The following is a 20,570-nucleotide window of genomic DNA, read 5'->3' as shown; positions in this document are numbered from 1 at the left end:
GCTTTCTGAAAATAAGTGTTTGCCTTCACTAATTTGGATTGCCATCCTGGTTTCCGCTTATAGTAAGTTGATTATATCATGAATATGTATATGAATTATGAATTTTTATCCAAATTAAAAATGAATTTTAGTAAAATGTTGATTGCATCGTATCACAATGAAACAGCCGCAACACAATGAAAACGGCATGCAACGCAAGTAAACAGATTCGCTTTACAATCAACTTGATTCGCAACGAAAAAAATGCTGCTCGCATGACAACCAACTCAGTTTTAGGACTAAAAACCATTCATTTACCTATTCAAACAGCATGCGAATACAAAAAAACCACTTTCCTGATCTACTACATCAGTTAAAAGTGGTTTTTGTCGATTAAATCGATATTTAGACAGCTTGTACAAAAAATCAAACGAAGATAAGTTAACTTATTTTTTCTTGCCCGCATTGTCACTTACTTTGTTCATTTGTGCCATCATTTGATTGATCTTCTTCTGTGAAGGTTTTTGTCCCATCTGCATCAAACGTTGATATGACGGGATTTCCACCAACTATACCAACCTCTTTTTCTAGTAAGGAAAATATACCACTATTCTATTGATAAGTCGAGTTTTTATAAAGTCAATTTTATTAAGTGGTTAGTCATCCACGAACCTCTAAAGATTTCGACTATGTTAAGTGTAAACAACGATTCCATCACTATAATATAGGGAATTTTTATGAACCTGATTCGAAAAACATTATATATTTAATTATGTAACAGTACTAATTAGACTCTTTTCTTTTACTACCAACCTAAATTTTCAATGATTATAGATTCATCCAAGGATATTTTTTTATCGAAGCATTCAGAAGATACACTTATTTCTATCAGCTTACTCGACTCTTTAAAATGTTGCTCATCTTCATTTTTTACCAAAATAGAGTTTAAACTAATAAATTGGCTACCTTTTCCTAGTTCAACCAAAAAACTACAAGTATTGTTTGCCTGTCCTTGAAGTTTCTTGATACCCTTACCTAAATTAAACTTCATTTTTATTTGTGAAGGATATTGTAATTTAACAATCGCATTAGGATTTTCTTCTACTTTTTCCGGTGTACAAACTGAAGACACGACTATAAATAGGTCAGATTTTGAGATAAAATCTCCAGTAGGCGATAGCTCTAACTCAAGACTTGACTGAAATACATCTAATTTCACTGTATTCATTTGACCTATTACCAAATTAGTATTTTGTAATACTTTAGAATTAGTGTTTAGTAAAAATAATAATAGTAAAATGACTGCACAGATTAAGGTTAAAAGTACCCAAATAAAGAATTTATCATTTGTTATTGACAAAACGAGAGAAACTAGCGAAGATAAACCTGCTATTAATGTAAATATAGGATGACTAGAAATAGAATCCCATACAGTTTTCACTATTTTAGTCCCCTTTCCTTATATAGGTTAATATATTCACTAACCTTTCTACAAAAATTGCTATAGTTTTTATATCAGGCTCACCATATAATGCCACTCTTCCTAATCTAGAAACTCTAAATTTGATATTCAAAGAGTGCAAAATCACCTCTAATTCTGTAATAACATTCTCCGAAGTGAAATTACTACTTTCATTAATTAATCCTTCTATAGAAAATTCTTGGTCTATATTCAATGATTTAAATGTAGTTTGGACAACTTTTGAATCATTCAACTCTATAATTTCATTAAAAAACACCTTATTAAAATCTAAACGTTTTAGTTTATAACCAAACGATTCTTCAATTAAATTTTTAACCATTAAATTACTAATACCTCTACTAAACACAATAATATATGGAGTATTATTAAATTCCCAAACTGCAACCCTTGCGACTTTATTCACAATTTTATATTCATATTCAGTATCTCCATATTCAGTTAGTGTTTCCGATAGAATTTCACGTTCATATTCCTTTAATATTTCATATTCATCAATGTAGTCTAAATTCAAATCTTGAATTTTATTTATTTGAACTGTCTTATCTTTTCGAAACAACTCTAACTGACCAATTTGGGTATCTAACTTTTCAAAAACTATAAAAGTCTTTAATCCTTTATTACCTAACATAGCCACTACCCCTTACATTTTTAATTATTACATTAATATATATTTTAACACTTTATTCAGCTATTACTACTCGTTAAAAAACAAATACAGATTTTTATTACGCATTTTTAAATAAGTTGTTTATTGTTAAATATTGTTATCTGTTTTTCCGTTTGGTGTGCGTGTAGAAGGTAGCTTCAATTTTTCATTCACAAACATCAAAATATCGGAAAGCACCCCCTCCCTGTGACACTCCTGCGACCTCATGAATGGCTCTGTCTCTCTCTTAACCACTTACTCACCTACAATATCAACTCTAGGTAAAATGAAGATTTTACAATTCAATTGTAGTAAATATATAGGTAATAACCCCTTATAAATCAATCCTTTAGAGCAATAGAGCATTAGGGAAATGAAATGCTGATTAATGATTTCTTCATGACTCCGATATAGCGTGGTGTTATTAATAAAGAAGGCTAAATGAATAAAGACAAGGTCAATTCACAGATGGAACTGACCTCTTCATCAATACTTTATATCTTTATCTAATCCCTTAAAGCTTATTGAGATAGGTCTAGTAATATCCTTATCTATGAAGTGTATTAGATATTGGTTCTCTTTTGTGTTAATTTCTTTGACAGTACCTTTTCCGAATACTGGATGACTAATAGAATCATTTAATTGAAATATAGAAGTGGATTTAATTTCATTTTTTTGTTCAGTATCCTTAAAAGATTCCATGGCTTCCTCTATGAGTTCTTGTTCTAAAACTCCAACACGAGTAAACAGAGTCTGTTTTATTTCAAAAATAAAACGTGAAGGGACTTTTCGTTTGCCGTAATTTGTAAACCCCTCTGATTCTGTCATATAGAAACCCTTCATAGCTCTTGTAATAGCTACATAGGCTAATCTTCGTTCTTCTTCTAAGCCAATTTTATTTCCTTTATCAAGCGAACGGTAAGAAGGGAGAATCCCATCATTAAAAGATACTAAGAATACATAAGGAAATTCTAATCCTTTAGCTGTATGAATAGTCATAAGTTTCACAGAGTTTTTGTTTGCTTCTCTATCATTATCGCTAAAAAGAGCAATTTGTTGCAAGTAATCATCTAATTCGAGTTTTTCGCCATACTCTTCTTCCATATTTACAATAGAGGATAATAGTTCACTCACATTGTCTATACGTTCTTGGTCTCCGCTTAAACAAAGTTCCTCATCATAGCCAGACTTATCTAGAAGTTCTCTAAGTAATTCAGAGATTGTAAGAGTTTTATAAGTCTTTTTGTACTTGTCGATGGTATCAATGAATTGTTTGACTTTAGTTTTGGTGAAACTTACTTCTTCTTGATATTTCAGTAACGTTTCATAATAAGATAAACTTTCCGCCTCGGATTTTTCTTTTAAGAATTTTAACTTAGTCTTTCCGAAGCTACGTTTAGGATTATTAATAGTTCTCAGTAATGACAAATCATCTGCGTATACTATCATTTTTAAATAGGCTATACAATCCTTAATTTCTGCTCTTTGAAAGAATTTGAAACCGCTGTACATAGTGTAAGGGATATTAGCTTTCATAAAACCCTGTTCTACAGAACGTGAATTATAATTAGCTCTGTATAATATTGCGAAGTCATTATATTTTGCTTTGCCAATTTCAACTTGTGAATTAATTGTTTCGGAAATATATTTGATTTCATCGAATTCGTTTTTACCATGATAATGTACAACATCTACACCATTACGCGATTTTTAGTGAATAAATCTTTATCAATTCGAACTTTATTATTTTTAATTATAGTGTTCCCAAGATTTAATATCTCGGGTGTTGAACGATAGTTTTCATTCATTATGATAGTCTCGCAAGGTTCATGAGTTTTATCGAAGTTAACCAAATACTCGGGTCTTGCACCTCGCCATGTGTATATAGCTTGGTCTGGGTCACCAACAACAAATAAATTTTGATGTTTTTCACTGAGCATATTAATTAGACCGATTTGTCCTGAACTGCTATCTTGAAATTCATCTACTTGTATATAGTGTAAACGTTCTTGCCATTTAGCTTGAACAGCAGGATTTTGTTTGTATAAATAAAGCACAAAGTTTAGTAAATCTTGGAAATCTAAAGCGAAATACTTACGCTGTTTTTTCAAATATAGATTCATTACTTTAATAAGAGTATCATCTTCAAGATTAATATCTATAGCTGACGAGGGGTTTGTTAAAGCTGCGACATATTCTGGATTTAGTTTATAAGTACCAATTTTTTTGAGAACATCATCAAATTTCATAAACTTAATTGTTAATCCTAATTCTTCGTACACTTCCTTTAAAATATCTTTTTGGTCATCTTCATCAAGAATCATGAAATTTTTGGGATAGTTGATATGGTGAATATCTTCCCGTAAAACTTTTACGCAAAATCCATGATAGGTACATATTAAAGAGCCGTCATTGCTATTGCCTAAAAGGCTTTTAACTCTTTTCCGCATTTCAGCAGCAGCTTTATTTGTAAAAGTAACGCATAAAATATTTTTAGGTGATATACCTAGAGCTTCGACTAAATAAACATAGCGATTTACTAATGTTTTAGTTTTTCCAGAACCAGCACCTGCGATAACCCTTACATAACCTTCAGTAGTTGTAACTGCATGTTGCTGTTTTTCGTTTAGCCCATTTAATAATTTTTCTAACAATACATATACACCTCTTCAATATAGTAGTTTAGTAATATTATATCATCTAGAAAGTTTCCGATGTGACTAAAGTAATAATTTATTTTTGAGATAGTAAAAGTATTTGACTATATAAACTACCGATGATGAAGTTTGTATTAAAATATATTACCCAAAAGGCAAGTTCTACTTACGTTTGATACCTTCACGTTCTAATAGTCTATAAATTGTTCCAGTGCCTACTCTGTACGTTTTTCTGATGTCTGCGATGGAAGTGCCACTTTGATACGCTTCGAGGATTGCATTGCGCCTAACTTCTTCCTCCCCGCCTTCAACCAACTTCGTTTTACGACCCTTGAATTTTCCCTTTGCCTTAGCGATTGCTATTCCTTCCGCCTGTCGTTGCTTAATGTCCTCACGCTCTTTCTGTGCAAAAGCCGATAATAGAGAAAGAATAACGTCTGCTAGTGCCACCTGTACAATATCGTCAACCTTCTCTTTCGGTGTATTTAAGATTGGCTCTTGAACGAACTCTAGGAACACTCCACGCTTTATGAAGAACTCATATTCATCTTTAATATCGTAATAGTTGCGGGACAATCGAGTGATACTGTCAAAAATAATTATATCGCCTTCCTGTACCGCTTCCTTTAGCAATTGATACTTTGGGCGGTCTGTATTCTTTCCACTCGCCTTATCAATGTACATATGCTCCTTTAAAACACCCTTATCTTTCATCGTCTTAACTTGTCGTTCTTCATTTTGGTCTACTGACGAAACACGTATGTAAGCATAAAAAGTCATGTGCTTGTTCCTCCCTTACCGAATTGTTACACTAATCGTACCATAATTACGGTAACAGTCAAACGGTAATAGGAAAACACTGTTATAGAGCCATTCCTAGACGGTCATTTTCGTTACCGATAGAGTGTACTTAAACGGTATTGCCATTTTAGCGTTTACGACTTAGATTTTAATACCTATTCGTAAATTACTTTTAAATTGTTATCAAAAGGTATATTGTGCAAGTAAATATCGTTTAATCAAATACAAGATATGCAAACGTTGTCGATTTGTTAAAATTCCACAAAACGATTCAAATGTGAATAGTATTACAATTACATTTCTAGTACAATAGAATACAATGGTAATATACACCAAAAAAAGGAGGGACATAATTGACTTCATCTGTTATTACAATTGAAAAAAATATCGATTATTCTCAAATTGAACATACCTATTCGAAGAAAATTAGTTTGTTCAAACAACTAAAAGAAGAAGGGGAATACATATTATCATCCTGTCTAGGAGAAACAGGAATAAAAATTCATACGATTTCTTCTCGTGTTAAGCAAAAAGATTCATTCCTAAAAAAAGTTGAACTGAAACAAACAGAAAAGCCATTCGAAGATATTACTGACATTGTAGGTTTACGAGTTGTTTGCCTAAAATTCAAAGAGCTTATTTTCACGAATTTCGAAGTCATTTCCGAGGATGATAAGATTAATCGAATTAGCGAATATTCAATAGGTCTATTTGATAAAAACACCTAATAATTAATGAGATAACCTATCTTATTTAAAACATTAATACTTAGGTGTTTTTTATTTTAATATTTACAAGACAGAAAATAACTCCCACGGCTATGCTACATATTGGGTTTCTCTCAATTGTCACAGAAGGTTGTTCTACCTCCGTACAAACTGTACACACTCCCCACAATCGAACTATGACGCAGATTCAACACTTAGGGGTTATCAATGCTACTAGGTCACTGTAGCTATCGCAAGTGGTCACTTGATATTGTGGCAATTTTGTCACTTAGGATTCATACAAGTAGCAATCTAAATCGTCACGTCGCGCCTTCAGCTTACTTCCAAGTATTGTTTAATGTTTGCAACCGTTATCGTTCAGACCTAAGTTCCTGCGTGAAAATATCCGTCCATAATTACACGGTTCAAGTGATGATACATTTTGACTTATGTATCGCTGCTAGACGTCCATCCGATCGGGTGGCGAAATCTATACAGATTTCGGGTGTGTTTCATCATGTCTTATCAATGACTACATTTCTCCGCCACTAGACCTTATCGTATCGTCTGCGGTAACGGTGATTGATTTCCGCTACTGGTACACATAAAAAAAACGAGTAGCAAAATACTCTACTCGTTAAAAAGGCACATGTTGCTCTTCAAGCTCATTAGTCATCATTGCTTCGATTCTTTTTCTTAATCTCTCTTCCAGTATCCATTCATTCTCCCATCTGATTGTATTTATTTGCTTAACGTCAAAATGGCTATTCCCAAAATCATCAGCCCGACAAGTGAATATCACTTGTTTGTTAAGTCCTTTAGCAAAACCTGCTTCATAATATACACCATTTCTATGTCCTGTTAAATCTGCTATTACAAATTCGGCCCTGTTTATTTCCTCAAAAATTTGAGGTACAATCTGTTCGTTATGTTCTTTTTCATCTATAACTATCGCTTTGTACCCTTTATCTTCTATTGCTCTCATTATCGCTTCTCTCGGTTTGTCCATTTCACTAGCAAATGACATTGCAATAAACACGGTTTTTCTAAGTTCCCTAATAGATATTCTGTTTCTAAGCAATTCATCTTTGACTGCCTGTTGTAATTTTAATAATATTTTATTTGTGGTACTTGTTTGAGAGAGATAAACCATTACTCCGTAAAAATATTCATCATCACGCCTTTGAATGAAACTCCATACATCTTCAATCGAATAATAATAAAAATACTCTTCCATAAAATCAATGTATTCCTTTTTCAGTTTGATTTCATCAATGCTATATCCTATTTCATTAAAGAGATTAATCACAAACTTTGTTTCTAGGCGGAGATAACTTGTATTATCGAAGAAAACTTCATCCTCGTCATTCAATTCTCTTTCATCTAAAATCTCTCTATAAAAACTATTATATGTGTTAGTAATACCCATTCTAAATTTCATTAGTACATACTCGTTAGGTCTATCGCTCATATAGTTATCGAATAAATAACCCACAAAATCATCCCTTTTTAGATTATATTACCATAAACTTCTCTCACGACAACAGGAAATCATATACATGTATCTGAGAACTGATATAAGAGCAATCTAGGTAACAAATTGTACGACTAACTGATACTCGAATTGTCTAAGTGCTGTTAAGTGGCGGTAGGTAAAAGAAAAAGCACTCCACGGAATTTGTGATGTGCTTATTGGTAACTTTATTTAGTTTCTTTATATCTCTCAACCAAAAACACAATATTAGTAGCACACAGATTCAACGTATAACGTACAATTGAATCATCAACCTCTATTATTACATCACCCTGCCCATGCCCACCATTCTTATTTCTCAACACATGAGCACTATTCTCAAGCGCTTGTTTTAACCCTTGAATATGGTTTTGCATATATGATGGAATTAGCTCATTATCAAAAAGATGCCTTATTAATGTATTCGCTGTATCTCTTTGCGCATCATAGTTATATCCATTCTTCGAACAAATTGTCTTCATCGTACTTTCAAACGCTTTTCCTGCATTTACAACAGCGTCCTTATAATCACCATCTTTATAATGTTCATGCGCTTTAAGAAACTCATCTGAAACAGATGTAAATGATTCTTCAACCAACAAATTAATTGCTCTTATTACTACTTCTGAGTGGATAAATTGATTATCAATACGTACTAATTGATTAGTTACTATTTCATATCCTAGCGAATTATGTTTAAATTTCTTATTAATTTTATCAAATACAACTGAACAATCTTTCTGATATTCTTGGTGTTTAACAGCATAAGCGTAATGATAATGAATCAACAAATCAATAATATCAATTGCTTGTCTATCATCACACTCTAAGAAATATGCCATTACACAATGGACATCATGCGGTAGACCACTCAATCCATCATTAAATCGTGTGTAATTCAACAATCCCATTTCAATTTTTATTTCATCTGCTACTTCTTTCCAAAAAGCACTACTTTTAGTGATTGTTCTATATTCAAAATTTGAGAAGACCTTTGTAATGATATTAATAAACTGATTCCTAAAATCAATTGGTATCTTATCATAATTATAGGTATCAGATGGTATTACAATCCCATGTCTTCTTGAATAAACTTCAAACTCTGCCAAAACAAAACACCCCTTTTATACAAGCATACCAACTTAATGATGCGTTATCAAACAGACATATGCTATTAAATGACTATTCACCAATGTAAAAATACCCCTCAAGATATGCTTTGACTTTACTTCAGCATACCAACTTTCAGGATTTCTCTTTTAGTGAAAATTGTTGCACCACGTTTAGAGATTTTATATATGGACATGTTGTCCTCATAAACCATTTCTTTAATTTCTCTATGTGGCATTACTCTAACACCGTTGCTTTCTAGTTCCCCACGATTACGTAGAATCAATTAGTTTACCATTTGATAGTCAACACCATAGAACTCAGCAACTTGTTTCGTTGTAGCAAGCTCAGTGTTAGGTAGCAGTAATAAGCCACCTACCCTATCAAGAACCTCAGTAGGACTCATGTATTTCCCCGTAGTTCAGGGTTTGTGATTGAGATTGAACAAAAGAAAAGCACACCAACTTAATGATGTGCTAGTAAAAATACATTTGATAAAGCTCTTTCACTCAATTTGTATTACTATCAAAGTTCTTGGGGACGCTGCGGTTTTTGAATTGATTTATCTTCCGCTTCGCTCCCGATAAATCCAATTCGAAAAACACGCTTTCGTCCGTCCCCAAACCCCTGGACGAGGTAATATATTCTACCATTACACCTTTAAGACAAAATAGACACACTCCCTTATATAGAGTATAGCTCATTTTGTCTCAATCCCTATTAAGGTGTAAATTCTAGTCTGCTTCTTTCCATTCGAATCTGTTACATAAGCTTTATTATTTATAAATTCAAATGGATATCCTTCATCTGATAATATTCTGTTGGCAACCGCAAAGTCTTTCACAACTTTTTTAGTACTAGGATTCTTCAACTTCAACTCTTTTAATACTACTTTTGCTTCGGAAGATGAATAAAAATCAACATCAACATATTTCTCCAAAATTGATAACTTTTCTTTTCTATCCTGTAGAAAATCAAGGATATATACCTTATTCGGATAGTTCAATAGGCTAGCAATTTCATTTATAAAACCTTGCGGTTGTTGGACATAGCGTCTGTATCTTCTTAAATTAATTGCTGATTTTATATACTTCATATTGTTTACTTTAACTTCCCCAGAAGCGTCCATATAGAATATGCCGCTCATTCTTCTTCGCCTTTTAACTTTATAATCAGATTCAATAGAAGCTCCATAAAACAGTTTACCTGTTTCCACCCGTTCAGCTTCCACACTAATATAGCCGTTGATTTGTTGATTGGTATAATTTTTGAACAACAGATTAATCTTCTCTTCAATAACACGAGATAACCTTTTTCTACCCAAACACTGGATAAATGTATCTGTATCTAACATATCAATTATAATGTGATTAATTCCATCGTCTTTGATATCGACACCTACATCTAACACTGAAGTAGCGATTAAAAATAGGGAATCAAATGTTGAGCTATTAATAATAGTATCCACTTTGCATTTATCAACAAACTTATGGTATTCACTCTGCTCTCCACAAACAAACGTTGCATACTGTTCATACTTCCTAAATAACTCATACGCCTTCTTAGCACTTTGAATAAATACCAATGACTTATGATTGTTTTTTAGCAACCAATCCATTGCCTCAAATAAATATTCATCAGATTGATATGCTGATATTTTTTGAATATAGCTATAATCATGCTCTACGCTATATCTAATTATCTTTCTTTCTTTATAGAACTTTTCAATATAACTTAAAATTGTTTCACCAGTTGCACTTAAAAGTAACGTAATAGTATTAGTAGCTGATAAAACATGTGTCAATGACATATCAGTATAGTCATTGAATTGAGAATCACCTAAAAAGTAGTGCGACTCATCACATACTACATATTTGTAAGCGCTTAGCCATTCATTGTTATCCCCATGTGATTTGCAAATACCCTCAATACTTTGATACATCTTCACAGTTATATTGGTGATTTCTTCCTCAACTAGAATCGCTTCAATTTGTTCTTTAAGTTTCACTCTGGGAACTAGATATAGAATGAGTTCATTATGTTTTTTAGCATAAGCCGCCAATACATTTCGAACAAAATAACTTTTCCCGCTCCCTGTACCACCCGAAATACTTACAATATCGCCCTTTTCCCATCGTTGATAGCAATCACCAATTTCATCAGATACTGTATGTTTATTAAGGTTGTTTAGCATAATTAAGCTCCTTTTTTCTTTGAATTAGAAAAGAGTGCAAGCATTAGCTCACACTCAAATTAACTTTTCAGGGAGCAATAGTTTAAAAATTTGTTGGTAGTCAATTTGTTCATTCTTGAAGTTCTTATTTTCAGTTTTATGAGCCATATTTGTAACCAAATCTTGTATCAAATCATTGTAGTCGGCTTCAAAGTAGGACTCTTTTACTTTAGCCAAATCCCTCAATATTTTTCCTTCTGCTTTATTCACATCATTGATTCGTTCGTCCATTGAAGCTAATGCATACTTTCTAAACTCATCCAACCATTGGTGCATTTCCGCACTTTTAAGGACTAAATATCCTAATTGCTCATTCAAGTGACGCTCTCTTCTCTCTCCTTCTTCAATTCCTTTTTCAACTAGCTTTATGAGTTCGTTTCTCTCTTCTTGATTTAGCATATTTATCCACCTCTAATTGCAATTCTTCGCTACAGTAATTTCATTATATATTAAATTTACCATTTACACAACAATAATATAGGACTTTATTCACTTAGTACTGACAACACTAATCATCTTTTATAGGTAAAAATGATTAGTGAGGACAATACTAATTAATTATTCATTAGCTATTAACCTCAATTAAATTAAGGTAACGAGCGTTGAATTTTGCTAAAAAACTGTCTACATCTTAGAAACAAACTGAATATAAGACATAGACAGCTATTAAAAATTATAGATACTCTCTCAAATCCTTTGCTACTTCCTCTACATCTAAATCTAAATATTGCGTAGTCACAGCTAAATCCGAGTGTCCGAGTGCCTTACTGATAAGTGCAACACTCGCTCCCTTGTCATGTAAATTCTTTGCGTATCCTCTATATAATGCAAGCGTTAAAGTTCTTAATAGTGGTTTTAAATAAGCCCTTCCTACCGTAATTTAATCTAATATTACTACTACATAAGAGCATTACCTCTTCCATAATTCATAAGTGGACTCGATGATATTGCTTTTTCTAATAGCTGTGTATCCGTCATAGAGGTTAGATATCGCTGCGTTGTAGCAATATCAGAGTGTCCCAGAATGCGTGATAATGAATATACATCCATCTGACCTTCACTAAGGGTTTGAACTGCGTAGAAGTGTCTGAACGTGTGTGGTGATATCCTCTTCCCCTCAATGTCAGCTCTATATCCAGCCTCTTTAATTACATTATAGAGTGCCACATGGCTTAACTCTGTTCCTAAGTACGTTAAAAAGTATCTATCCGAGTTAATATTCTTTTCCTTAATAAATTGATTTTTTATGCGTTCATATCGAATTAATATCTTCTTCAATACTGGGCTTATGAACACTGTTCTTTCTTTATTTCCTTTTCCATTTATTAAGATGGTAGTTTCTTTAACATTCTTCGATAGTAATCCTCTAATTTCCATTGCCCTTAACCCACAATCAGCCAGCATCGCAATAAGCGCTTTATTTCTTGCCTCTATATAGTTTTTATAGGTAAATGAATTAATCATTTTATTGACATCTTCAGGAGTAAACCCCTTGAGTACTTTCTTCGGGACTTTTGGCTTCTCTACTTTATTCATAGGATTTTCAATTAAATACTCTTCTGATACACACCAATTAAAGAAGGCAGAAATTAGCTTAATCATCGCAACAATACTTTGTGGCTGTAATCCGGCTATTTGCTTCTGTCTGATATAAGCCCTCATATCATGGACGGTAACGCTCTCTATATCTCTTATAGCCCTCTTTTCCATAAGATATGTTTTCATTTGGGTCAACTCTTGACGCTTATTTCTCATCGTTTTTTCTGTGAATCCTTTTGCTAAGCAGTGATAGCGATATTCCTCTAATACATCTTCTAATTCCAACAAAAAAACCACCTCTCCGGTTTATCTTTCACCAGAAAAAGTGGTTAGTTTGTATACATAAAGAAAGATTAAGCACAAAATGTGATTTTCGGAAGAATGATTAACCTGTACAACATTGTGACAGGCAATAATTTATAAGAACAATTAGCGAGCATTTGTTGAAACGCTCACAAACTGCGCCATCTCAACATTATTGCTTACTTGTCCACTTATTTTTTCTTACCCGCATTGTCACTTACTTTGTTCATTTGTGCCATCATTTGATTAATCTTCTTCTGTGAAGGTTTTTGTCCCATTTGCATCATCATCATACGTAACATTTGTTCATTGATCGGCGGGTTTTCCTTCAAATATTTCATCATATATTGACGTGCAATGAAAAATCCGAGGGCCACACCTGCGATTAACGCGACGACGGCAATGAGGATTACCCAAATCGTGCTTACCATCCGCTATACCTCCTTCACTACCGTGATTCGAGAATACTCTACCATCATGGATTATACAACAAAGGGATGGCGGTTAGCAATGACTGGGAGTAAATAATTCAACGAACATGTCGAATTGCATTAGAATAAAAAAGTCCGTTCATTTCCAAGGTGATTTTCCTGTTTGACAGGCTTTAGCCATCCCCACTCACCATGCTCGTCCATCACTGCAAAAAAACGATCATCTGATCCGGACAATGCGACGAACAGATCCAGATCGAGCATGCGCGAGCCATCGCAATAAGCTTGAAGAGAATAAGGCGTTAGCGAAATATGAATGGACCCTTTCATCGGATGTGACAATTTATATTCACCATCATCACTTTCGACTGTCGTAAAGCTTTTTCCCAAATTGCTGAGGATTGCTTGGTCAATCGCAGTTTCTTCGATTTCATCACATAAATACTTAACTTCCTGCAAAGGTTCTTCCTGTGCATGATCCTTCAACAAGTCATAGAGAAGCCCTTCCCTGCCAAGGATGAATGATTGGTATCTCTTCTTCACTTTATAAATATCATAAGTTCTCATGACCATACCTCCTTTTACATAGTCTATCCCAACCAAAGTAAAAAGTTTGTCAAAACACGGTAAAGAAAGGCACTATTGTTGTCGAAAGTTTTCTAATAGTGAGTTATTCACTTAGAGAAAAAAGCCGCTTCGGAATAAAAAGTCTTATGACATTCCGAAGCGGCAAACATTAGTTACGATCGAGGATCGCTTTCATTTTACGAACTACGTTCTCTTCTGTAAAGCCATATTCCGCAATGACCTTTTCCCCTGGAGCGCTTGCCCCAAACGTGTCGATTGCCATGACTCCGCCTTCATCCCCGACATACTTATGCCAGCCGAGGGAAGCACCCATTTCAATGGATAGGCGTTTTTTAACTGCTTTTGGCAGTACGCTTTCTTTGTATTGCTCATCTTGCTGCTCGAACAAGTCCCATGAAGGCATCGAAACGACTGCAACATCGATTCCTTCTTCCTGAAGTTTCGTTTGAGCTGCAACCGCTAGATTCACTTCAGAGCCTGTTGCAATTAGGATTCCGTCTGCCCCTTCTTTATTGGCAGGAGAAATTACATAAGCTCCACGTTTCACGCCATCCATAGCAAGTTCGCCGGATTTCGGCAACACTTCCAAGTTTTGACGGGACAAAACGAGAACTGTCGGTCTGTCTTTCGACGCAACAGCAATATTCCATGCCGTAGACGTTTCATTGCCATCTGCTGGGCGGATGACAGTCAATCCCGGCATTGAACGTAGAGATGATAAATGTTCGATTGGCTCATGCGTTGGACCATCTTCACCGACTGCTACGCTGTCATGTGTAAATACGTATGTGACAGGCATTCCCATTAGAGCGGATAGTCTGATTGCAGGTCTTATATAGTCGCTGAACACGAAGAATGTTCCGCCGAACACATGCAAACCGCCATGAAGCGCCATTCCGTTCAAGGCAGTACCCATCGCAAATTCACGGACACCGAACCAGATATTACGTCCGCTGTAATCGCCTGGCAAGAAGTCTCCTGCACCTTTGATCGTCGTCTTATTGGAGCCTGCAAGGTCGGCACTTCCTCCGAAGAATGAAGGCAAAATGTTTGCAATGGCATTGATCGCGTCACCGGAAGCGGAACGGGTTGCGTGTGAAGAACCGGCTTCATAAGTCGGAAGCGCTTCTTGGAGTCCTTCAGGCATTTCGCCTTTGATTGCGGCTTTTAATTGGCGAGCCAAATCTGCATGTTCGCTTTCGTATTGATCAAACAGCTTATTCCACTGCTCCTCTTTTTTGGCGCCTAATTCATCTGTCGCTTCTTTGAATGTCTCATAAACGCCTTCAGGAACACAGAAATCTTCTTCGTACGTCCATTTGTAGTACTCTTTCGTAAGTTTCATTTCATCTTCGCCTAGAGGTGCACCATGGACGTCGGCTTTTCCGGATTTATTCGGCGCGCCGTATCCGATGACCGTCTTCACTTCGATGATTGTCGGACCGCCTGAATTGCCTTTCGCCTCTTCAATCGCTTTCGAGATAAGCCCTATATTATTGCCGTCTTCTACACGGATATAGTTCCAGCCGTAAGATTCGAAACGTTTTCGGATGTTTTCCGTGAATGACATATCGAGTTCTCCATCAAGGGAGATATCATTGCTGTCATAAAGGACAATAAGCTTCTCCAATTGGAGATGGCCTGCAAGGGAAATCGCTTCCGCCGCTACGCCTTCCATAAGGTCGCCGTCGCCGCATAGTGCGAACGTATGGTGGTCGACAACGTCGAAGCCTGGACGGTTATAAGTTGCTGCCAAATGCTTTTCAGCCATTGCCATTCCAACTGCCATCCCAATTCCCTGTCCGAGCGGACCTGTTGTCGCTTCAACGCCAACCGTATAGCCGTATTCCGGATGACCAGGTGTTTTCGATCCCCACTGTCTGAAGTTTTTAATTTCCTCCATCGGCAAATCGTATCCGCTTAGGTGAAGCAGGCTATATAACAGCATGGAACCGTGGCCTGCAGATAAGACAAATCGATCGCGGTTGAACCATTCAGGGTTCGAAGGGTTATGGTGCATATGCTTTGTCCAAAGTGTGTAAGCCATCGGAGCAGCACCCATCGGTAATCCCGGGTGGCCGGAATTCGCCTTTTCGATTGCATCGATGGAGAGCGTTCTAATCGTATTTATTGCTAATTGGTCAATCTTTTCGGTCATTCAGAACATCCTTTCCCACGCTTTATCTTGTAGTTGCAATAGTTTTACCATCTATAGTGTAGTCAATCTATAGATGAAATACAATCCATTCTATGAACGGAAGCTCAGTTGAGGTACTTCTTATTGCGAGCGTCTTTCACTTTGCCGGGTGTGACATCGTTGCCTTCAGGGTCGATCACTTTTACGTGTTCGATTGTGTCGCGCATGGATGAGCGAAATGATTCGAGGTATTCTTTGCGCAGTTGTGTTTGTTCTTTTGCTTCTTCGATAGACAGGCCGATTGTTTTCGACTTTTTCGATAGTTCGTTGATTCGTTTAATTTTATCTGGTGATAACATCGAATTCCTCCAATAGTGTTGTGTCCACAATCAATTATACCGGATTTCCGCTGCAGGCGGACGCTTTCCGCTACAATCCTTTTTATGCCTATTAATTACAACATTATTGCTAACAATTGAAGTGGATTTCATTTAAAAACTATACTTTGAAGGTATACAAAAAGAGCAGGAAGTGCAACCAATCAGCCTTCCTGCTCTTGTTCATATTCTTTATAACGGCGGTGGACCGTTGCTTTGCTTATGTTGTGGCCAAGGCCTTTCAGGACTCCTGAAATTTCTTCGAATGTGAGCCCTTTTTGACGCAAGGACACGATTTCACTTATCGGGACTTCGATGCGTTCGCGTCCTTCGAGATTTCCTTTGTTTTTCAAGTTTCGCTCTGGCCTATAACCGTCACGGACTGCCCGTTTCATGCCTCTGCGGATTTTGGCGTTGTGTAATTTGCGTTGATATTCTTCGACGATCGCCAATATTTCCAGCAGCATCGTATCCATCTCATTCAATTTCAGCGCGCCGTTGTCGTGGTTCGTAATGACAGCGGTATTTGTCTTGGCGAGCAGATGCAGGATGGCCACCCTGGCATTTCCTCTCCCAAGTCTTGTTTCATCTTGTACAAGTACCGCATCAATCTTTTCATCACGGATGCAGTCCAATAAATTGAGCAATTCTTCGCGATCCATGTCGTAGCCGCTATGCTTTTCTTTGAATATATGTACAGGCTTCAGTCCAAGTTCATCGGCAAGCCTTTTCAGTTCCTCTTCCTGCCTTGATAAAGAGGCTTCCTGGGAATCCTTTTCAGTGCTGACACGGCAATAGAGGACGCATGTCTTCATTTTCCCTTTCATCAATCTTCCCCTGCCAATTCAGTCATCATCGGGTCAGGCATGACTGATTCAATTTCCGGCAATTTCAATGTTTCTCCTGTTCTAATCGTCGTAGACTGCATGTCATTCAGCTCCATTACTTTTGCAATCCATTTCGTCGGCTGATCCTTTCCAGAATAGTCCTGTGCCAATCCCCAAAGTGTGTCCCCCTCGGCAATCGTTAATTCAACGAATGAAGTTGAAGCCGTCTTGGCTTCCTTCATGACAGCTGCCAACGTAAAGGCTGTGCAAAGGAATACAATCAAAAGGATAAAGCCATATTTTTGAATGAAAGTCATAAAAAACCCCTCCAAGAATGTTTGTTCGGAATACTTGTTCCCATTATAGGACACGTTTTTTAAGAAGTCAACAAAACTTTCGAACCTTTGTTTGCCAATTGGCCGAACACCTGTTATACTCTTTTTAAGAAACAATTGAGGTTACGGACCTTTGTTCGCACAATTGCTAAATTATGATTCTATTAATTGGAGGGGTGGAAAAATGAAGAAAATCTCAAAGAGACAGCAGGATATCCTATCATTCATTAAAGATGAAGTGAAACTCAAAGGTTATCCGCCTTCCGTGCGTGAAATCGGGGAAGCTGTCGGACTGGCATCAAGCTCAACCGTGCATGGCCACCTAGCCAGGTTGGAAAGCAAAGGGTACATCCGCAGGGACCCAACAAAGCCAAGAGCGATCGAAGTGCTGGATCCGGAAGGTCTGACAGCACTGAAAGCAGGTGTCGTCCATGTTCCGCTTGTCGGGAAGGTTACAGCAGGCTTGCCGATCACCGCAATTGAAAACATTGAGGAATACTTCCCGTTGCCGGATACATACGGCACGTCCGACGATAAGCTGTTCATGCTAGAAATTGTCGGTGATAGTATGATAGAGGCAGGTATTTTAAATGGAGATTATGTCGTCGTCAAGCAGACGCACACTGCCCATAACGGAGAAATTGTCGTCGCTATGACGGAAGAGGACGAGGCGACAGTGAAGCGCTTCTTCAAAGAAAAGGATTATTTCCGCTTGCAGCCGGAAAATGAATCGATGGAGCCTATTATCGTCAATAACGTTTCCATCCTTGGGAAAGTTGTCGGCGTTTATCGTCAGATTCATTAAACAAAAATCATTAATTAAAAATAGAGGATGACCTTGTCGATTTGTATCGACATGGATCATCCTCTTTTCATTTCAATCTTATATCATTTTCTCTTTTAACAGCTTATCCGTGGAAGACATGACTGCAGCCTTCACATGTTCATACGTCAATCCACCTTGTACATACGCCGTATATGGCGGACGTATCGGTCCGTCAGCCGTAAGCTCGATGCTGGATCCTTGAATGAACGTACCTGCTGCCATGATGACATCATCTGCATAGCCGGGCATATACGATGGTTCTGGTGCATAATGCGCATTTATCGGTGAATTCTCCTGAATCGTCCGGCAGAAAGCGATCATTTGGTCGGCATTGCCAAAATTCACGGATTGTATTAAATCAGTCCGCGGGGCCGAATAATGTGGTGTTGTATCGAATCCGAAACTTTCAAGGAATCCCGCTGTAAAGAGGGCGCCTTTTACGGATTGACTGACGACATGTGGCGCAATGAAAAAGCCTTGGTACATTTCCAGCAACGTATCTAGAGAGGCCCCTGCTTCTGCACCGATTCCAGGCGACGTCATACGGTATGCACATTTTTTCACAAGATCAGCACGTCCTGCTATATATCCACCCGTCCTTGCAAGTCCACCGCCAGGGTTTTTTATGAGTGATCCCGCCATGAGATCCGCACCTACTTCGATCGGTTCTTTCCTTTCAACGAATTCGCCATAGCAATTATCGACAAATACGATGATGTTTGGATTGATCGATTTGATGTATCGGACCATTTCACCGATTTCTTCCACAAGAAAAGATGGGCGGTCCGAATACCCTTTCGAACGCTGGATGCCGACCACTTTCGTCTTTCTATGGATATTCTTCTTCACTTCATCAAAATCGACAGAGCCGTCTTCGACCAAATCGATGTGCTTATATGTAATGCCGTAATCAATGAGCGACCCTGTGTCCTCCCCATTTCCGGAGACAATCGAATCAAGCGTATCATACGGCTTACCAGTTATATAAAGAAGTTCATCACCTGGCCGAAGCACTCCGAAAAGGCTCAGTGAGATTGCATGCGTGCCTGAGATGATCTGGTTGCGTACGAGACAGGCTTCCGCCCCAAATGTATCCGCATATACTTGCTCAAGCACATCCCGACCGCTATCGTCATATCCGTACCCTGTCGAGCCGGTTAAGTGAAAATCACTCACCATGTTTTTACGAAATGCCGCCAACACTTTCCGCTGATTATAAAAGGCGATCTTTTCAACTTCTTTAAAGTAAGGGGCAAGTTTTTCTTCAGTAGCTTCCGCTTTCGTTTCGATTTCGGAAGCAAATTCATGTATCATCATTTCAATTTCCTCATTCCTACAATTAGTCACTATAATATCTTATCAGTCTCATGGAATAGGTCAATGGAAAACGACCGGTATTGGCGGAGTCTCTATTTTGATATACAATATGAGATGTTTGAAGTGAGGAGGAACTTTGATTGGCTTGGGAAGTTTTCAGTTTTATCGGTACGGCGGCTTTTGCCATATCGGGAGCGCTAATTGCAATGGAAGAGAAGTATGATATTTTCGGAGTCTATATATTGGGGATGGTGACGGCATTCGGCGGAGGGGCAGTCCGAAATGTTTTACTTGGTCTGCCGGCATCCGTTTTATGGAGCCAGAATTTCCTCTTTATCGTCGCGTCGATTTTAATCACGTTCATATTCTTTTTTTCAAAAACAATCATTAATCATTGGAATCGGTGGGGCACGTATTTTGACGCCATCGGACTTGCGGCGTTCGCGATTCAAGGGGCAATGCTTGCGGTCAATATGAATATGTCGCTATTTGCTGTGATGGTTGCAGCAGTATTGACTGGTGCTGGCGGAGGGGTGATCCGGGATCTGCTCGCTGGCAGGCGCCCTCTCGTCTTTAAAAGGGATATTTATGCCGTTTGGGCAGCTGGCGCCGGATTTTTTGTCGGCATCGGACTTCATGGGAATGATTGGGCATTATACGGACTGCTCGTAGTTGTCGCGACTTTACGAATCCTTTCCTACCATTATCACTGGGAATTGCCTCGCAGTGATTCATAATAACCCCATTGGAAAAAGGAACAG

Annotated in this window: 20 protein-coding genes and 2 pseudogenes; 3 read left to right on the top strand and 19 right to left on the bottom strand. The window is 37.2% G+C overall.

The genetic code is table 11. The features are described 5' to 3' along the window. Positions 1-425 precede the first annotated feature (425 nt). From ACFPTP_RS08005 to ACFPTP_RS07980, 6 genes and pseudogenes are all read right to left on the bottom strand, one after another. A pseudogene (locus ACFPTP_RS08005) lies at positions 426-521 on the bottom strand (YneF family protein); the annotation flags it as partial. A 263-nt stretch (positions 522-784) separates the two neighbouring features. Continuing rightward, on the bottom strand, positions 785-1,420 hold the full coding sequence (locus ACFPTP_RS08000; protein WP_381443475.1) for a hypothetical protein: 636 nt from the start codon (positions 1,418-1,420) through the stop codon (positions 785-787). Positions 1,421-1,424: 4 nt separating this feature from the next. Further along, positions 1,425-2,090, bottom strand: coding sequence for a hypothetical protein (locus tag ACFPTP_RS07995; RefSeq protein WP_381443473.1), 666 nt, complete (start codon positions 2,088-2,090; stop codon positions 1,425-1,427). A 504-nt stretch (positions 2,091-2,594) separates the two neighbouring features. Further along, positions 2,595-3,752, bottom strand: a complete 1,158-nt coding sequence (locus ACFPTP_RS07990) for an ATP-dependent helicase (RefSeq protein WP_381444210.1) — start codon at positions 3,750-3,752, stop codon at positions 2,595-2,597. Positions 3,753-3,799: 47 nt separating this feature from the next. Continuing rightward, positions 3,800-4,762, bottom strand: coding sequence for an ATP-dependent helicase (locus ACFPTP_RS07985; RefSeq protein ID WP_381443472.1), 963 nt, complete (start codon positions 4,760-4,762; stop codon positions 3,800-3,802). Between the two features lie 165 nt (positions 4,763-4,927). Continuing rightward, entirely contained in the window at positions 4,928-5,545 is a 618-nt protein-coding gene (locus tag ACFPTP_RS07980; protein ID WP_381443470.1) for a recombinase family protein, read from the bottom strand. A 374-nt stretch (positions 5,546-5,919) separates the two neighbouring features. Between ACFPTP_RS07980 and ACFPTP_RS07975 the strand changes: the two genes are divergently transcribed. After that, positions 5,920-6,294 (top strand): hypothetical protein, encoded by a 375-nt coding sequence (locus ACFPTP_RS07975; RefSeq protein ID WP_381443469.1) that lies wholly within the window; start codon positions 5,920-5,922, stop codon positions 6,292-6,294. 616 nt (positions 6,295-6,910) lie between these two features. Here the strand turns inward: ACFPTP_RS07975 and ACFPTP_RS07970 are convergent. The 12 genes and pseudogenes from ACFPTP_RS07970 to yneA all read right to left on the bottom strand — a co-directional run bounded on the left by ACFPTP_RS07970 (position 6,911) and on the right by yneA (position 17,648). After that, complete coding sequence (locus ACFPTP_RS07970; RefSeq protein ID WP_381443467.1) at positions 6,911-7,714, bottom strand: hypothetical protein; 804 nt, start codon at positions 7,712-7,714, stop codon at positions 6,911-6,913. A gap of 260 nt (positions 7,715-7,974) precedes the next feature. Beyond that, complete coding sequence (locus ACFPTP_RS07965) at positions 7,975-8,895, bottom strand: STM4504/CBY_0614 family protein (RefSeq protein WP_381443466.1); 921 nt, start codon at positions 8,893-8,895, stop codon at positions 7,975-7,977. Between the two features lie 701 nt (positions 8,896-9,596). Then, positions 9,597-11,090, bottom strand: coding sequence for a DEAD/DEAH box helicase (locus ACFPTP_RS07960; RefSeq protein ID WP_381443465.1), 1,494 nt, complete (start codon positions 11,088-11,090; stop codon positions 9,597-9,599). A 54-nt stretch (positions 11,091-11,144) separates the two neighbouring features. Further along, the gene (locus ACFPTP_RS07955; protein ID WP_381443464.1) at positions 11,145-11,528 is read right to left on the bottom strand and encodes a hypothetical protein; all 384 of its coding nucleotides are present in this window, start codon (positions 11,526-11,528) and stop codon (positions 11,145-11,147) included. A gap of 274 nt (positions 11,529-11,802) precedes the next feature. Beyond that, positions 11,803-11,958, bottom strand: a pseudogene (locus ACFPTP_RS07950) (tyrosine-type recombinase/integrase); the annotation flags it as partial. A 68-nt stretch (positions 11,959-12,026) separates the two neighbouring features. Next, positions 12,027-12,953: a tyrosine-type recombinase/integrase gene (locus ACFPTP_RS07945; protein ID WP_381443463.1), complete on the bottom strand. Its 927-nt coding sequence runs from the start codon at positions 12,951-12,953 to the stop codon at positions 12,027-12,029. 209 nt (positions 12,954-13,162) lie between these two features. After that, entirely contained in the window at positions 13,163-13,402 is a 240-nt protein-coding gene (locus ACFPTP_RS07940) for a YneF family protein (protein WP_251694738.1), read from the bottom strand. Positions 13,403-13,522: 120 nt separating this feature from the next. Further along, positions 13,523-13,969 (bottom strand): sporulation inhibitor of replication protein SirA, encoded by a 447-nt coding sequence (sirA, locus tag ACFPTP_RS07935; RefSeq protein ID WP_381443462.1) that lies wholly within the window; start codon positions 13,967-13,969, stop codon positions 13,523-13,525. A 169-nt stretch (positions 13,970-14,138) separates the two neighbouring features. Then, positions 14,139-16,148: a transketolase gene (gene tkt / locus ACFPTP_RS07930; RefSeq protein ID WP_381443461.1), complete on the bottom strand. Its 2,010-nt coding sequence runs from the start codon at positions 16,146-16,148 to the stop codon at positions 14,139-14,141. Positions 16,149-16,252: 104 nt separating this feature from the next. Next, the gene (locus ACFPTP_RS07925) at positions 16,253-16,486 is read right to left on the bottom strand and encodes a DUF896 domain-containing protein (protein WP_381443459.1); all 234 of its coding nucleotides are present in this window, start codon (positions 16,484-16,486) and stop codon (positions 16,253-16,255) included. Between the two features lie 182 nt (positions 16,487-16,668). Next, on the bottom strand, positions 16,669-17,331 hold the full coding sequence (locus ACFPTP_RS07920) for a YneB family resolvase-like protein (protein ID WP_381443457.1): 663 nt from the start codon (positions 17,329-17,331) through the stop codon (positions 16,669-16,671). Continuing rightward, the gene (yneA, locus tag ACFPTP_RS07915) at positions 17,331-17,648 is read right to left on the bottom strand and encodes a cell division suppressor protein YneA (RefSeq protein ID WP_381443455.1); all 318 of its coding nucleotides are present in this window, start codon (positions 17,646-17,648) and stop codon (positions 17,331-17,333) included. Before yneA ends, ACFPTP_RS07920 begins: the two co-directional genes overlap by 1 nt. 202 nt (positions 17,649-17,850) lie before the next feature. Between yneA and lexA the strand changes: the two genes are divergently transcribed. Next, the gene (lexA, locus tag ACFPTP_RS07910) at positions 17,851-18,471 is read left to right on the top strand and encodes a transcriptional repressor LexA (RefSeq protein ID WP_381443454.1); all 621 of its coding nucleotides are present in this window, start codon (positions 17,851-17,853) and stop codon (positions 18,469-18,471) included. 78 nt (positions 18,472-18,549) lie between these two features. Here lexA and ACFPTP_RS07905 read toward each other — a convergent pair whose 3' ends face one another. Then, positions 18,550-19,809 (bottom strand): methionine gamma-lyase family protein, encoded by a 1,260-nt coding sequence (locus ACFPTP_RS07905; protein ID WP_381443452.1) that lies wholly within the window; start codon positions 19,807-19,809, stop codon positions 18,550-18,552. A 140-nt stretch (positions 19,810-19,949) separates the two neighbouring features. On the opposite strand from ACFPTP_RS07905, the gene ACFPTP_RS07900 reads away from it, so the two are divergent. Then, a complete protein-coding gene (locus tag ACFPTP_RS07900; protein ID WP_381443450.1) occupies positions 19,950-20,546 on the top strand; it encodes a trimeric intracellular cation channel family protein in 597 nt (198 codons plus the stop codon). The last annotated feature ends 24 nt before the right edge of the window (positions 20,547-20,570 follow it).

The organism is Sporosarcina koreensis (assembly GCF_042655825.1).
Taxonomy (GTDB): Bacteria; Bacillota; Bacilli; order Bacillales_A; family Planococcaceae; genus Sporosarcina; species Sporosarcina koreensis.
The sequence above is the reverse complement of the archived record's forward strand: the minus strand, read 5'-3'. Positions and strand labels throughout refer to the sequence as shown.

Coding starts and splice junctions, on each gene's coding strand:
- ACFPTP_RS07995 (WP_381443473.1), bottom strand. CDS start 2,090: ATGTTAGGTAATAAAGGATTAAAGACTTTTATAGTTTTTGAAAAGTTA.
- ACFPTP_RS07980 (WP_381443470.1), bottom strand. CDS start 5,545: ATGACTTTTTATGCTTACATACGTGTTTCGTCAGTAGACCAAAATGAA.
- ACFPTP_RS07970 (WP_381443467.1), bottom strand. CDS start 7,714: ATGAAATTTAGAATGGGTATTACTAACACATATAATAGTTTTTATAGA.
- ACFPTP_RS07960 (WP_381443465.1), bottom strand. CDS start 11,090: ATGCTAAACAACCTTAATAAACATACAGTATCTGATGAAATTGGTGAT.
- ACFPTP_RS07955 (WP_381443464.1), bottom strand. CDS start 11,528: ATGCTAAATCAAGAAGAGAGAAACGAACTCATAAAGCTAGTTGAAAAA.
- ACFPTP_RS07940 (WP_251694738.1), bottom strand. CDS start 13,402: ATGGTAAGCACGATTTGGGTAATCCTCATTGCCGTCGTCGCGTTAATC.
- sirA (WP_381443462.1), bottom strand. CDS start 13,969: ATGAGAACTTATGATATTTATAAAGTGAAGAAGAGATACCAATCATTC.
- tkt (WP_381443461.1), bottom strand. CDS start 16,148: ATGACCGAAAAGATTGACCAATTAGCAATAAATACGATTAGAACGCTC.
- ACFPTP_RS07925 (WP_381443459.1), bottom strand. CDS start 16,486: ATGTTATCACCAGATAAAATTAAACGAATCAACGAACTATCGAAAAAG.
- ACFPTP_RS07920 (WP_381443457.1), bottom strand. CDS start 17,331: ATGAAAGGGAAAATGAAGACATGCGTCCTCTATTGCCGTGTCAGCACT.
- yneA (WP_381443455.1), bottom strand. CDS start 17,648: ATGACTTTCATTCAAAAATATGGCTTTATCCTTTTGATTGTATTCCTT.
- lexA (WP_381443454.1), top strand. CDS start 17,851: ATGAAGAAAATCTCAAAGAGACAGCAGGATATCCTATCATTCATTAAA.
- ACFPTP_RS07905 (WP_381443452.1), bottom strand. CDS start 19,809: ATGATGATACATGAATTTGCTTCCGAAATCGAAACGAAAGCGGAAGCT.